Raw genomic sequence first — 14,465 nt, 5'->3', positions numbered from 1 at the left:
TTGCATTCGGATAATAGATCAAATGGAAAAGGATTTAATATTTACGAGACATGTAAAAGAGAGAAAGGAGGGACCAATGGCAAACATGCAAGACGTGGCAAAACTTGCCAATGTATCCGTGACTACCGTCTCACGAGTGATCAACAATAAAAAATACGTGAATGAAGAAACAAAGCAGATTGTGCTAGAAGCAATTCAAGCACTTGATTATGTACCAAATGAATTAGCACGGTCCTTTTATTACAATTCCTCAAAGATGATCGGCTTGCTGATCTATGATTTGAAAAATGATTTTTATAATCAATTTATTACCCGAATCGAGTCGCAACTGATTGAGAAAGGCTATAGTTTGATGATTGGTACCACACAAGGGAATCCTGAAAGAGAAACCTATTTTTTGAACTTGTTTCTCGCAAATAATATTGATGGGGTAATTTTATGTACCAACCTTTGTACGCAAGGTCCATTGTTGCAAAAGGTTCTCAAATTACCTCTAGTGAGTGTGGGTAGAGTCCTTAGCGATGAAGTATCCTCCGTTTCTGCGGATAATACCTCAGGTGGACAGTTGGCAGCACAGATCTTAATCCAAAATCGTTGTCGCGAGATCCTCTTCGTTAATGGACCAAAGACATTACATTCCGTTCAAGAAAAATCAGCTGGTTTTTATCAAGTGATGGACCAATACCCAGAGATCCATGTTCACGAGGTCATACTCGATTTTGTAAATGTCACGCAAACTTCCTTTGATCAACTTTTTCGTCAATGGCCTTCTATCGATGGCATTTTTGCGGCAAGTGATTTTTTGGCAGCCTGCGCTTTACGTTCCCTTCATTCACTGGATAAAAAGGTTGGTGAAGCGATTCAAGTGATTGGTTATGAAAACACCAATGTTTGTCTTTGTACTAACCCTTTGCTTTCGTCCATCGCACGACCTTTAGAGGAGATGGTGGATTGGACGACCCAGCTACTTTTTCAAGAGGTACAAGGAGACAAAACCGCACCAAGACACGTCCTCTTGAAAAATTCATTTGTCCCAAGAGAAACGACTCAATGGAAGTGATGGGAAAAGAAGCAACCGCTTGCAGCTTTCTTTTGATTGTCTTGGGATAGCCGCAATTCTATAATGAAATGGACTGGAATAAATCCAGACTGATGAAGTTGCTAAGTGATAGGTGTTGATAGCTAGTACTATTTTTTCGAAAAAATGGTTCCGTTTACAAAAGATTCTGTAAAATAGCGAACGGTTTGAAGGATAACGCCTCAAGAAGAGTGTACCTAAAATGCGATCACAAAAACAAATTAACCTAAATGTAATAAGAAGGAGTGAATAACCATGTGGAAAGCAAACTATCATACCCACACAACTCGATGCAAACATGCACGGGATTCTGATGAAGACTATGTGATCAAAGCCATCCAAGCTGGCTTTAAGGAAATCGGCTTCGCTGATCATTGTCCCTGGCCCTTTGAGGATGGGTATGTCTCGCCCATGCGGATGGATGTTGCGCAATTGGAAGATTACGTTTCATCGGTGAAAAGCTTACGGGAAAAATATCAAGGACAAATCGATGTGAAATTAGGATTAGAGTGTGAATATTTTGAAACAATGATTCCTTGGCTAGTTGCAGAGAAAGAAAGGCTGTCGATCGACTATTTGATTTTTGGCAATCACTTTCCTGAAATCGAAAGCAATCACTATTACGACCATACACCCGGGGATTCGGTAAAAGCGATCAAAGATTATCTCCGTGTTTCTTTACAAGGGATCGAATCAGAAATTTTTGCTTATATGGCACACCCAGATGTGTTTATGCGGGGCTATAAAACCTTCGATTCCCATTGCGAAGAAGTTGCTTACCGTTTATGCGAAAAAGCCAAAGAGTATCAGCTGCCATTGGAGTATAATTTGGCGGGCTATACGAATGGTGGCTATCCGCATCCTGAATTTTGGAAGATCGCTAAGGAAGTCGGCTGCTCTTGTATTATTGGGATCGATGCCCACGAGAGTGTGGCTTTCACAAATACAGAAATTTACGAAAGAGCTCTTTTAGAAATCGATGCCTTAGGATTAACAAGGATCGATCGGCTCTTCTTTGCGTGAAGGAAAGAAAGTTGATTGTTTTGGAAATAAACATGGACGCCAGTGGGGATCACTAGCGTCCATGTTTATTAGAATTGCCATTCTTGAATTTTTTTCAAGAGTACCGCTTTGTCGGCAGCTTCCGCAAAGGAATGCTGAGCGGCAGTTTCGTTTATGAAGCGCATCTCTGATTCGGACATGTCGCAATGATGAGCCATTTGCAGGTATTCATTGGTCAATGTCGTATTTGAGACCGTTCGGTTATCGGTGTTCAAACAAAAAGGGACCTTGGCTTCCAGCCATTCTCTTAATGGGTATGCCGAGTATGTGGGAATCGCACGAGTATGAACATTGCTGGTAGGACAGCCTTCGATACAGCGCTTTTGTTCTCGAACAAACGCTTGAGCAGTGTGATCTCCTTTTAAGGCGATGCCGTGGCCAATCCGCTGCGCACCGCTTTCGATGGCTTGATAAATGTTTTGCACACAGCCGCATTCGCCTGCATGTAAGGTCAGCTGGACACTTTGGTTCTTGAGGAACACTTGATAGCTGGCAGCTAAATCAGGGACGTACCCGTCTTCTTCTGGACCTGCTAGATCAATACCGACTACTTTTTCATCGGTAAGAGCGATCGCTTCATCAAAAATCTCCGTAATAGCTGGTAGGTCTTCTTGACGCATCCCAATGACCAAAACATTGCCTTTGATTGGGTAGCGTTTTTCTGCTCGTGCGATGCCTTCGATCACGGCTTGGATGGTCTGGCTGCAAGTGAGTCCTTTGTCCATCGATAAGCTGGGGGCAAAGCGGATCTCAATATAAGCGACCCCATCTTGAGCGGCTTGTTCCATCACGTCATAGGCAGCAGCTGCTAAAGCTTCTTGTGTTTGCAGATACGGCCGAACAAAATCAAAGCAGCGAAGATAATCCCTCAGGTCATGACAATCTTTGGGGGCTTGCATCTGTGCTTTCACAGCTTCGATGTCTTGAGCGATGGGAAGCTCTTGCTGATTGGCGATGGCGATCAATGTTTCTGGACGAATGGAACCGTCGAGATGGCAGTGAAGTTCTACTTTGGGAAATGCTTGGATTTGTTGTTGAGTAAGCACAGTGTTCCTCCTGTCTAGGTCGAATTTTTTTAAGTATGAATATAGCATACTTCCAAAGCCCATGCTACCCAAAAAAGGAAATTCTCATAGAAAGCAAACCAGCAGCCGCGAATTACTTGTACGGCTGCTGGTTTTATTGTGGGAGAGTGGCTCAAATCAATTCCGATAGATCGGTAAAAGGCAATGACAGATCGTGAGCGGCTTCTTTTGAAGTAAATGCGCCCTCATAGGCGATGACCCCTTTGGCAAGGGCCTCGTTTTCTCGCAACGCTGCTAAAGGATCCTTCGCTAGCTGCTGGGCATATGGCAATGTGGCAATGCTCAATGCGATGGTTGCCGTTTGCGGCACAGCACCCGGCATATTCGCCACTGCATAGTGAATGACTTCTTCCCGGATATAGGTTGGCTCGTCGTGGGTGGTGACTTTGTCTTCGGTCTCGAAAATTCCGCCTTGGTCAATGGCAATATCGACGATCACGGATTTTTCAGGCATCTGTTTCACCATGTCGCGGGTCACTAAGCACGGGGCTTTTTGTCCTGGCAATAAAACGGCTCCTACCACCAAGTCTGCGGATTGGATCGTTCGCTCGATATTCAAACGATTGGAATACAAAGTTTGGACTTGACCAGAAAATTGTCGATCCAGCTCTTGTAAGCGTGGGATTGAAACGTCTAAAATTGTCACTTGTGCGCCTAGACCTACGGCGACTCTCGCGGCATTCTCGCCGGCAACGCCACCACCAATGATCGTTACCCGACCTTGACGGACGCCGGGAACACCCGAAAGCAGGATCCCTTTTCCGCCATAAATTTTTTCGAGAAATTGCGCGCCAATTTGAACAGACATTCTTCCAGCGATCTCACTCATGGGAGACAGTAAAGGCAGGGTGCCGTTCGCCAGCTGGACGTTCTCATAAGCAACAGCGATCACTTTGCTGTCGATCAACGCTTGAGCAAGCTGTTGATTGGCGGCTACGTGGAAATAGGTGAATAAAACCAGTCCCTCATGCAAAAAGGGGTATTCTTCTGGTAAAGGTTCTTTGACTTTCATAACCAATTCAGAGGCCCAAACCTCTTCAACGGTAGCAATCGTAGCGCCGACTTCCTGATACGCTTGATCAGAAAAGGTTGATCCTGCACCAGCGCCTTGTTCAACGAAGACTTCGTGTCCGTCTTGGACTAACTCATAGACTCCGGAGGGCGGCAATGCCACACGATTTTCATTGTTCTTGATTTCTTTGGGGATACCGATTTTCATAGACTTCACACCTTTCTTTCTTCCATTATAATAGAAAGCGGATTCCCAAAGGGAGAAAAAAGGGTTTTTTTATTAAAAAAATAAGATCCAGTTGCTACTTTCGGGACGACAAAGAAAAAAGCCCCACAATGGGACTTTTTTCGAACAATCAGCTGAAGGTCCAAAAGCGTAAGCTTTGATCAGCGATTTCATCTAGTGTGTAGTAAGTAGCGTAGTGGGATTTTTCCGGATCATCATTGGGATCTAAGACAAACACTTGATCGCCCATCATTCCACCTAAGACCATGATATGGCCGCCATCTGTAAATTCCCCTGGGGTCATAGAAACGATGACGGGATGATTTTGTTGCAAGTAGGCTTCAACGCTAGCTAGGTCAGTACTAAGATCATAATAGTTGTAGCCGTTTGCATCGGCAAAATCAGAAAAAATCCGCCAGTCCGTTCCTTGGCCGTCAACGTAATAATGATCTCCTGCCCAATCAAGGACTTCCGGTGGCGTAATGTGATAGCCTTCAAGATAGGATTGAACCATCGCAAGAGAAGCGATCGCACAGCCGTTTTCTGCTAAGGTTTGGCTGCCGTCATTGCCATAGGATCTATCGGCCCATTCTTCGTTCGTCTGCAGGAAAATCGGTGTTGTGATGTCCATTTCCCCTAAGTAAGCATTGATATCTTCACTTAAAAAAGCTTGGGAGTAAACATATTCGTCATCGTAGCTATCATCATAGGCAACGGCGGTAGACACGTGTTCGGACAACTCTCCGTACAACACGTGATGAGAGATTCGATTGAACCCTATCCAAATCAACACCAATCCTGCTAAAACAATCATTGGCCGACGCTTTCGATAAACATCTGTCTGTTTTTGCATTTTTCCCTCCTTGTTTTACGAATCGTACGTATTCATCCTGTTCTTTTAAGTAAAACAAAGGAGGGGGAGCTTGTCATCGGCCTACAGACCGATTCCACGATCAACTTTCAAATGCCTCTAGTTCTAAGCTAGTATTTTCCCATGCTTCTAATAGGGCTTCTTGTTCAGTGCGGGCTTGTTCTAACGCTTGATTCAACGCGGTCAATTTTACATGATCATTCAACGCTTCTGGTGCGGTCATGTCTTGTTCCAGTTGCTGGATCGTTTCTTCTATCGTGGCAAGCTCTTCTTCGATTTGGGCGACTTTTCGCTGTAAGGTTCTAACGGCTTTTTGCTGTTCTTTGCTTTGGACAAAGTTTTGCTTGCCCGCTGAGATGGTGGTTTCGGTTGTTTTTGCTTCCAACATTGCTGCGATCTCAGCTTCTTCTTGTTTCTTTTCTAAATAATAATCGTAATCGCCTAGATAGAGCTTGCTGCCGTTTTCAGACAGTTCCACGACCTTGGTGGCGATTCGATTGATAAAGTAGCGGTCGTGAGATACGAAGAACAACGTGCCTTCATAATCGATCAGGGCATTTTCTAAGACTTCTTTGCTGTCGATATCTAAGTGATTGGTTGGTTCATCCAAAATCAAGAAATTGTCATGGTCCATGGCTAATTTTGCCAAAGCGACACGGGCTTTTTCGCCACCGCTTAACAGCGTGATCGGCTTTTCAACATCTTCTCCAGAAAATAAGAAGCTGCCTAATATATTGCGAATCTCGACTTCAGGTGTGGTACTGTGGTCATCCCAAAGCTCATGGAGGATCGTTTTGGTTGAGTGCAGATCGGATTGAGTTTGGTCATAGTACCCGATTGAGACATTGGCGCCAAAATGCACCTTTCCTTGAATAAAGGGGATTTTATGAATCAGCGATTTCAGTAAGGTTGATTTGCCGATCCCATTCGGTCCCACTAAAGCGATCGCATCTTTGCGACGAACATCTAAGTCGATGGGCGCCGATAAAACTTCTTCTTCAGAATAACCGATAGCGGCATTTTCTACTTGCATCACAACATTTCCTGAAGGTTTTTCAATGGAAAAAAGGAAGTGGGCGGATTTTTCATCTCCTTGCGGGCGATCCAACCGGTCCATTTTCTCTAATTGCTTACGGCGGCTTTGCGCGCGTTTGGTGGTAGACGCACGGACAAGGTTGCGGGCAACAAAGTCTTCCAGTTTATTGATTTCTTCTTGCTGCTTTTCAAAGGCTTTCCATTCGCTTTGCAGCTGTTCAGCTTTCAGGGTCAAATAGCGGCTGTAATTGCCTTTGTAGTGGCGCATTTTTTGCCGACTCAGTTCGTAGACTTCATTGACAACTTTGTCTAAGAAGTAACGGTCATGGGAAACGATCAGCAACGCACCGGCATATCCTTGTAGATAGTTTTCCAACCAAGATAACGTTTCGATGTCTAAATGGTTGGTCGGCTCATCGAGGATCAAGATATCAGGTTTTTGCAGCAGCATTTTTGCTAATGCCAAGCGGGTTTTTTGACCACCGGAAAGGGTATCGATCGGCTGTGTGTAAAAAGAAGGATCAAACTGAAAACCGTGCAAGACGGAGCGAATTTCATTTTCATAGCCATAGCCGTTTTTTTCTGCGAATTCATGTTGCAATTGATCATATTCTTTGAGGAGATTGCCAGAGTCAGCAGCAGGATCTGCTTCGGAGATGGCGATCTCTAAGGTACGCATGCGCTGCTCCATCTGCCGAACCGTTGCAAAAGCTCCTAGCATTTCTTCCCAAACGGTGGCCTGACTAGCAAGTCCGGTATCTTGAGCTAAGTAGCCCATCGTAGCGGTCTTGTTTTTAGCGATCGTTCCTTTATCAGGACTTTCGAGTCCAGCAATAATTTTCAGTAGCGTTGATTTACCAGCACCGTTGCGCCCAACAAGCGCGATTCGGGAATTGCTGGCAATTTCTAATTGGATATTTTCAAATAAAACCTCGGCTCCGAAAAGACGGGCGATTTGGTTGGCTTGTAATAAAATCATGTGTATGTCATTCCTATCTTTAAGAAACTTGTCTGTATCAAGGTTACAATACTACAAGTCTATCATATTTTAGGGGAAACGGCGATTGGGAAAAAGTTTGATTTTACCATTATAAAATTTATATTTCAAATTATGAGCATTCAAATTGATTTTTGAACAATGTATTTGTTATGATAGCTTCATCACAAGTGAATTTTTCACAATGGGGGAGTATTCTTTGAAAGATCATCAAATTCCAAAGGCAACAGCGAAGCGATTGCCTTTATATTATCGTTACTTGCGTATTTTGCACCAAGCTGGCAAATTAAAAGTTTCTTCGACCGAACTAAGTGAAGCTGTTCAAGTTGATAGTGCGACGATCCGCCGCGACTTTTCCTACTTTGGTGAATTAGGAAAACGCGGCTATGGCTATGACGTTGAAAGCTTGATGCAGTTCTTTGCGAAGACATTGAACGAAGACCACATGACGAATGTAGCTTTAGTCGGTGTCGGAAACTTGGGGAGCGCCTTGTTGAAATACAAATTTCACCAAAGCAACAGCATTCGGATCAGTGCTGCATTTGATGTCAATGAAGATCTAGTTGGTCGAATCGTAGATGGTGTGCCGGTCTATCCAATGGATGACATGAAGGAACAAGTGAAGATCCAGCAAATCGATGTGGCTATTTTGACGGTTCCCGCACAACATTCACAAGATTTAGTGAACGAGCTTGTGAAAGCTGGCATTAAAGGAATCTTGAACTTTACACCTGCACGGATCACTGCACCAAAAGGCGTGCTGATTCAAAACGTTGACTTAACCAATGAATTGCAAACATTGATTTATTTCTTGCATTCAGGCAACGTCTTGTCCCATGAAGAACCAGTAGAAGAACCATCACTAAGCGAATAATCGCATCACATAAATAGGAACCAGCAAAACAGCTGCCAGATCGTAGTATATACAAGGATCTGACAGCTGTTTTTTGCTTTCATTCACTGAACTTACTCGTCTAACTGGTCAAAAAGTGATTCGTAGGAATCTTGCTCTTCAACGCTTGTGAGTGCTTCTTGATACCGCAAGATTTGTTGAGTCAAACGTGTGAAATCGATGATGCGGGCTTCGCGATGCACTTCTTTCCCATTTGCGAACAAGAGGACGACGGGAACCGTCAAGACCGAAAATAAACTGGCTGCTTCTGGCTCTGTCAGCGTGTTGATGGTAAATAGTGGGAGTTGTTGGGTTTGTGCCAGTGTTTGGATGCGTGGTTTGTCCGCAACACAAATACTGCAATTTGGTTGAGAGAGATAGAGTAGTGCCAACGGATGTTGGGCGAGCCTCTCTTGGATCGGTTGATTTTTTTGCATAAGTCATTCCTCCATGGAAAATGTACGCTGTTCTTGAGGAAAAGTCAAAATATCTGCTAGTTGCTGATCATTTAGGTGAACAAGAAGGATTTAAAGATAAGGAAAATCTAAAGCAACGATTAAAAAAACAGACTGCTTTAAAAAAAACGTTGTATAAAAAAAGGAAAAAACGTATAGTAATTCCAGCGTTTCGAATTTATTGATAAAGAAGGTTAAAGTTATGTTTCAGGCATTACCGAATTCTGTCCTGCAAATGAGTGTTATTTTTTTATCTATCGTCATTGAAGCCTTGCCCTTTGTCCTATTGGGCTGCTTGATATCAGGTGCTTTACAAGTCTTCTTGACGCCAGAAAGAGTCACGAGACTCTTACCAAAAAACAAATTGGCATCGATCACTGTTGGTTGTGGCCTGGGGGTATTTTTTCCTTCCTGCGAGTGTGGGATCGTACCGATCGTTAATCAGTTCGTAAAAAAAGAAGTGCCAGTGTATACGGCGTTTGCCTTTATGCTGACTGCACCGATCATCAATCCTATCGTGATTTTTTCGACATTCATTGCCTTTGGAAATTCCGCGAAGTTCGCCTTTTTGCGTGTACTGGGCAGCTTATTGGTCGCAATGGTCGTGGGGATCTGGCTGGCGTATTTTAACAAACAAGAGGTCTTAAAAACACGGCTTGCCAATCAATTAAGTGGCGGGAATGAGCAAGTAGCTCACCCACACCATCATGGGCATGATCACGCCCACCATCAAACAGAAAAGACCAGTCATCCGCTTCTTCGGCAGATTCGTCATTTGCTGCAGCATAGTTTGGATGAGTTTTTCGATACTGGGCGTTATTTGATCATTGGTGCGTTGATCGCCTCAGCGATGCAGACCTATCTGCCAACTGGCTTGATGCTGACATTAGGCTCCACGAAGCTGTTAGCGGTTTTCGTCATGCTGCTGTTGGCACTGACATTATCCCTATGTTCCGAAGCAGATGCCTTTATCGGCTCTTCGTTGTTGAGTTTATTCGGCACTGGACCAGTCGTCGGTTTCCTGGTTTTTGGTCCAATGGTAGATATTAAAAACCTGTTGATGATGAAGCGGTACTTTTCGGGGCGTTTTATCGCTTCTCTGGTTGGTTTAGTCGCAATCGTCGTTTCAATTTATGCATGGGTGGTGTAAAGAATGATTCGTTTTTTGATCTTATCAGGCTATTTTGAATTAATGATGTATTTGCAAGTGACGGGCAAACTCAATCAGTTTATCAACATTCATTATCGCTATCTCGCTATTTTATCTATGATCATTTCTTTATTGTTGGCTTTGGTCCAGCTGTACTTTTGGGTCAAACAAGAGCCCGAGCATCATCATGACGACGAGCACCAGCATGGATTAGAGAAAAAATACCAACGAGTGATTGCGTATTTTCTATTAGCCTTACCGATCATCGTGGGTCTCTTTTTTCCCACCGTTAGCTTGGATACGACGATCGTTGAAGCAAAAGGGTTTAATTTCCCCCTAAGTGAAGAATCTGTGGGGGATCCAGAAATGACGACCCAATATCTGAAACCCGATACAAGTCTTTATTTTAACAAAGAAGATTATGACACTCAGATGGATGCAGCCTTGGCACGTTACGCCAAAGATGAGACGATTGCGGTAACGGAAGAAAATTACTTGGAAGTCATGGAGTTGATCTATACGTACCCGAGTGAATTCATTGGTAAGAAAATCACCTATGATGGATTTGTGTACCATGCAGATCAAGATGATGCCAATGAAATCTTTTTGTTTCGTTTTGGCATTATCCATTGTGTGGCTGATTCAGGCGTTTTCGGTTTACGGGTGGAATTGCCGCAGCAAGCGACTGCAGAAAATAACCAGTGGCTCCACGTGGAAGGGACGATCCAATCGAAGTACTATCAACCCTTCAAACGAGACTTGCCGATGGTGGTAGCAGACCAAGAGAAGACGATTGAAGCACCAGAAAACCAGTATGTCTATCGCGCTTTCTAGCTTTTTTTAAGAAAGTTCATAGAAACATCATAAACCTTTGTTATAATGAAGAAAATCTAAGCATATGTTTGTAGTTTTATCAAACGTTTAGTACAATAAAGTAGGAACATATGCTAAAATCTATACAAAAGAGAGGTGTCGTGAAATGGGTTTTACAGATGAAACAGTTCGCTTTGATTTTGATGATAGCCGTAAAAAAGAAGTCAGCGAAACATTAGCTATCGTCTACCGAGCATTAGAGGAAAAAGGATACAATCCGATCAATCAAATCGTCGGTTACCTCCTTTCTGGCGACCCGGCTTACATTCCTCGTTATCGGGATGCCCGGAATTTGATTCGTCGTCACGAACGGGATGAGATCATGGAAGTTCTGATCCGTTATTATTTAGGCAATCACGGGATCAACCTATAATGAGAATCATGGGATTGGATGTTGGTTCGCGGACAGTCGGCGTGGCGGTCAGTGACCCAATGGGCTGGACAGCACAAGGGATCGAGATCATTCGCATCAATGAAGATGAAGGCAATTTCGGTTATGATCGACTTGCTGAATTGGTGAAAGAATATGAAGTCTCACGTTTTGTGGTAGGACTACCTAAAAATATGAATAATACGATCGGACCTAGAGCGGAAGCTTCTATGGCTTACGGCGCAGCGATCGAACAGCAATTCGGTTTGCCTGTCGTTTACCAAGACGAACGTCTGACGACCGTTCAAGCAGAACGAATGCTGGTAGAACAGGCGAATACATCGCGTGCCAAACGAAAAAAAGTGATTGATAAATTAGCAGCAGTCATGATTTTGCAGAATTATTTAGATGGTGCTGGGAAACAGCTGTTTTAATTTACAGAAAAGAGGAAAATAAATGTCAGAACATACACACGATCATAACCACGATCACGATCATGAAGGACATGAACACATTACTTTGATCGATGACCAAGGAAATGAAACCTTATACGAAATTCTATTAACGGTTGACGGTACGGAAGAATTCGGCCGCAACTACGTCTTGCTTTATCCAGCAGGCGTACCGGAAGAAGAAGACGTTGAATTACAAGCGTACGCTTATATTGAAAACGAAGACGGTTCTGAAGGTGAATTAGAACAGATCGAAACAGAAGCAGAATGGGATATGATTGAAGAAGTCTTCAACACATTCATGGCGGAAGAAGAAGAATAACATGCTGCAAGTGCTGATCCTTTCCATAAGGGATCAGCACTTTTTTTGATTTTTAACGACTGTTTATTATAGAAGCAAGCCTGCTTTTTTGAAAGGAATGAGTAAAATGAATCACGTAACGATTTTTGAGCTTGAAAAGATCGCAGAAGAGCAGCTAGTTTTTGCGGTGATCATCAGCAAGTATCAAGAAAAGCTCGTCTATGTCAAACACAAAGAACGAGACACATTAGAAATACCCGGAGGTAAGCGAGAATCAGGAGAAAGCATCACAGCGTGTGCCGCCCGTGAATTAAAGGAAGAAACAGGAGCCAAGCACTTTACTCTAGAGCCGTTATTTATCTATGGGGTAGAAAAAGACGGGGAGACCGATTACGGCTTGGTGTTCGAAGCCCAGATCACGGACTTGGAGGATGAGTTGACTTCAGAGATCGAAGCAATTTATGTAAGGGCAGAGCCGCCTGCCAGTTGGACATATCCAACGATTCAGCCGTTGTTATTGGCAGAATATTTCTCACGAACATAAAAATAATTCAGCCAGCTCAAATGGAGGGCTGGCTTGAGTTGAAAAGTAAAAGCAGCGTGTTGAGTAGGAGTGAGCGAATGAGTTGCGTGATCCTGCAATCAGGGGTAGGATGAAAATGTAAACGTTATCTTATTGGAGAGTAGGGAAAGGCATGGAAAAAATTTATCAAGCAAGTACCGCAGAAGGAGCAATCGATTTTATCAATATGCGCGATTTGGAGATCGCGGCAGAGGAAGTGATTCCTAAAGGTGGGTATGGCTATATCAGCAGTGGTGCGGGGGATATTTTTACCTATCAAGAAAATGAACGCGCCTTCAATCACAAATTGATCATTCCTCATGTCTTAAAGGACATTGAATTACCGGACACAACGTTGTCCTTTGGCGGTGACACGTTGTCAGCGCCAATCATTATGGCGCCTGTGGCTGCCCACGGCTTAGCAAATGTTGCGGCAGAACAAGCGTTAGCTAAAGGTGTTTCACGTTTTGGCACGATCTATACGGCGAGTTCGTATGCTTCTTGTACGTTGGAAGAAATCCGAGCAGCTGGTGGCCAAGAAGCGCCGCAGTGGTTCCAATTCTATATGAGCAAAGACGATGGCATTAACAAAGACATCTTAGCGATGGCAAAACGCAATGGCGCCAAAGCGATCGTTTTGACCGCAGATGCAACTGTTGGGGGCAATCGAGAAACGGATCGCCGCAATGGCTTCACCTTTCCGTTGGCAATGCCGATCGTTCAGGCTTATCAATCAGGGATCGGACAAACGATGGATGCCGTTTACGGCTCCTCAAAACAAAAATTAAGTCCTCAGGATGTCGCTTTTATCGCCAAAGAATCTGATTTGCCGGTTTATGTCAAAGGGGTGCAATCAGAAGAAGATGTGGACCGAGCATTAGGGGCAGGTGCACAAGGGATTTGGGTCTCAAATCACGGGGGACGCCAATTGGATGGTGGTCCAGCTTCCTTTGATTCCTTGCAGATCGTGGCTGAAGCAGTAGCAGGTCGGGCGCCGATCATCTTCGATAGCGGGGTACGGCGAGGACAGCATGTCTTTAAAGCGATTGCTTGCGGAGCAGATCTGGTGGCAATCGGTCGACCAGTGATTTATGGGTTGGCTCTAGGTGGTGCCACCGGTGTTCAACAAGTCTTTGATTTCTTCAAAAAAGAATTGGAGATGGTCATGCAGCTTGCGGGGACGCAAACGGTGGCAGATATCAAAAAAGCCGTCGGGACAATCATTATTTATAAGCAATCCCTCAAAAAGCACTCGAGTCGTTGACTCAGGTGCTTTTTTCAATGATCCTTTCTGATCCTGAAGAGCAGAGCCAACAGTTCTTTTCGCCGTAAAAAGTGTATATGATTTTGAAACAATTGCAAAATCCGCTACACTTAAAAGAGACCAATAAACTAAAGGAGAGAGATTGATGATTCCAAAAATTATTCATTATTGCTGGTTTGGCGGCAATCCATTAGGTGAACAAGAAAAGAAATACATGGATACCTGGAAAAAATATTGTCCGGATTATGAGATCAAACGTTGGGATGAATCAACGATCAACCTTTCAAAATTCGGTCCTTATCTAAAAGAGGCCTATGACCAAGAAGAATGGGCATTTGTGTCAGATGTGGTTCGTTTGTATGCGTTAGTGACAGAAGGCGGTATTTATATGGATACCGATATCGAGGTGGTCAAACCTTTAGATGAGCTCTTGACACTGGAGGCATTTATGGGCTTTGAGATCGAAACCAAGATTTCTACGGGGATCATTGGAGCGGTGCCGCATCATCCCTTTATGGAAGAATGGTACCACGATTACGATGACCGAAAATTTGTCCGGGCAGAAAAAACGGAAGATGTCGTCACCAATGTGATCCGAGTGACGGAACTGTTGCAAAACCACGGATTAGAATTGAATAATCAACGACAAACCGTTAAGGGTGTAGAAATCTTCCCGCAAATGACGTTTTCACCAAAAAGCTATATCACTGGTGAGGTCGAGGAAGATCCGAGTACGATGGTGATCCATCAGTTTTCTGGCTCTTGGTTATAAAAGAGTAAG

The 14,465-nt window shown here is 43.7% G+C and carries 16 protein-coding genes; 11 read left to right on the top strand and 5 right to left on the bottom strand.

All coding sequences use genetic code 11. From position 1 onward, the window contains the following. Positions 1-76: 76 nt before the first annotated feature. Entirely contained in the window at positions 77-1,060 is a 984-nt protein-coding gene (locus IGI92_RS12555) for a LacI family DNA-binding transcriptional regulator (protein ID WP_074933365.1), read from the top strand. A 273-nt stretch (positions 1,061-1,333) separates the two neighbouring features. After that, on the top strand, positions 1,334-2,101 hold the full coding sequence (locus IGI92_RS12550) for a histidinol-phosphatase (RefSeq protein WP_301388781.1): 768 nt from the start codon (positions 1,334-1,336) through the stop codon (positions 2,099-2,101). Positions 2,102-2,169: 68 nt separating this feature from the next. Here the strand turns inward: IGI92_RS12550 and add are convergent, their stop codons facing one another. The 4 genes from add to IGI92_RS12530 form a co-directional block, all read right to left on the bottom strand. Continuing rightward, positions 2,170-3,186: an adenosine deaminase gene (add, locus tag IGI92_RS12545; protein ID WP_086297866.1), complete on the bottom strand. Its 1,017-nt coding sequence runs from the start codon at positions 3,184-3,186 to the stop codon at positions 2,170-2,172. A gap of 151 nt (positions 3,187-3,337) precedes the next feature. Further along, complete coding sequence (gene ald, locus IGI92_RS12540; RefSeq protein WP_016612688.1) at positions 3,338-4,444, bottom strand: alanine dehydrogenase; 1,107 nt, start codon at positions 4,442-4,444, stop codon at positions 3,338-3,340. 148 nt (positions 4,445-4,592) lie between these two features. Next, complete coding sequence (locus IGI92_RS12535) at positions 4,593-5,315, bottom strand: C39 family peptidase (protein WP_301388778.1); 723 nt, start codon at positions 5,313-5,315, stop codon at positions 4,593-4,595. A gap of 100 nt (positions 5,316-5,415) precedes the next feature. Next, the gene (locus tag IGI92_RS12530; protein ID WP_086372318.1) at positions 5,416-7,347 is read right to left on the bottom strand and encodes an ABC-F family ATP-binding cassette domain-containing protein; all 1,932 of its coding nucleotides are present in this window, start codon (positions 7,345-7,347) and stop codon (positions 5,416-5,418) included. Positions 7,348-7,564: 217 nt separating this feature from the next. On the opposite strand from IGI92_RS12530, the gene IGI92_RS12525 reads away from it, so the two are divergent. Next, positions 7,565-8,239, top strand: coding sequence for a redox-sensing transcriptional repressor Rex (locus tag IGI92_RS12525; RefSeq protein WP_005228549.1), 675 nt, complete (start codon positions 7,565-7,567; stop codon positions 8,237-8,239). 92 nt (positions 8,240-8,331) lie between these two features. Here IGI92_RS12525 and IGI92_RS12520 read toward each other — a convergent pair whose 3' ends face one another. Next, positions 8,332-8,694 (bottom strand): thioredoxin family protein, encoded by a 363-nt coding sequence (locus IGI92_RS12520; RefSeq protein ID WP_008380790.1) that lies wholly within the window; start codon positions 8,692-8,694, stop codon positions 8,332-8,334. Positions 8,695-8,914: 220 nt separating this feature from the next. On the opposite strand from IGI92_RS12520, the gene IGI92_RS12515 reads away from it, so the two are divergent. The 8 genes from IGI92_RS12515 to IGI92_RS12480 all read left to right on the top strand — a co-directional run bounded on the left by IGI92_RS12515 (position 8,915) and on the right by IGI92_RS12480 (position 14,456). Next, on the top strand, positions 8,915-9,862 hold the full coding sequence (locus IGI92_RS12515; RefSeq protein WP_008380792.1) for a permease: 948 nt from the start codon (positions 8,915-8,917) through the stop codon (positions 9,860-9,862). Between the two features lie 3 nt (positions 9,863-9,865). Further along, positions 9,866-10,696 carry a TIGR03943 family putative permease subunit gene (locus IGI92_RS12510; RefSeq protein WP_008380795.1) on the top strand — a complete coding sequence of 277 codons (831 nt, stop codon included), beginning with the start codon at positions 9,866-9,868 and terminating at the stop codon, positions 10,694-10,696. Positions 10,697-10,841: 145 nt separating this feature from the next. Continuing rightward, the gene (locus IGI92_RS12505; RefSeq protein WP_005228556.1) at positions 10,842-11,108 is read left to right on the top strand and encodes an IreB family regulatory phosphoprotein; all 267 of its coding nucleotides are present in this window, start codon (positions 10,842-10,844) and stop codon (positions 11,106-11,108) included. Then, positions 11,108-11,539 carry a Holliday junction resolvase RuvX gene (ruvX, locus tag IGI92_RS12500; RefSeq protein WP_005234242.1) on the top strand — a complete coding sequence of 144 codons (432 nt, stop codon included), beginning with the start codon at positions 11,108-11,110 and terminating at the stop codon, positions 11,537-11,539. The genes IGI92_RS12505 and ruvX overlap by 1 nt, the downstream gene beginning before the upstream one ends. 22 nt (positions 11,540-11,561) lie before the next feature. Next, on the top strand, positions 11,562-11,879 hold the full coding sequence (locus tag IGI92_RS12495; protein WP_005228559.1) for a DUF1292 domain-containing protein: 318 nt from the start codon (positions 11,562-11,564) through the stop codon (positions 11,877-11,879). A 106-nt stretch (positions 11,880-11,985) separates the two neighbouring features. Continuing rightward, positions 11,986-12,402, top strand: a complete 417-nt coding sequence (locus IGI92_RS12490) for an NUDIX hydrolase (protein ID WP_042890226.1) — start codon at positions 11,986-11,988, stop codon at positions 12,400-12,402. A gap of 151 nt (positions 12,403-12,553) precedes the next feature. Continuing rightward, entirely contained in the window at positions 12,554-13,684 is a 1,131-nt protein-coding gene (locus tag IGI92_RS12485; protein ID WP_400449791.1) for an alpha-hydroxy-acid oxidizing protein, read from the top strand. A gap of 145 nt (positions 13,685-13,829) precedes the next feature. Further along, positions 13,830-14,456 carry a glycosyltransferase family 32 protein gene (locus IGI92_RS12480; RefSeq protein ID WP_301388772.1) on the top strand — a complete coding sequence of 209 codons (627 nt, stop codon included), beginning with the start codon at positions 13,830-13,832 and terminating at the stop codon, positions 14,454-14,456. The last annotated feature ends 9 nt before the right edge of the window (positions 14,457-14,465 follow it).

Source organism: Enterococcus sp. DIV2379 (assembly GCF_050542965.1).
GTDB lineage: Bacteria > Bacillota > Bacilli > Lactobacillales > Enterococcaceae > Enterococcus_D > Enterococcus_D entomosocium.
Note: the sequence above shows the minus strand (reverse complement) of the source record. Positions and strands in the feature narration are given on the sequence as shown.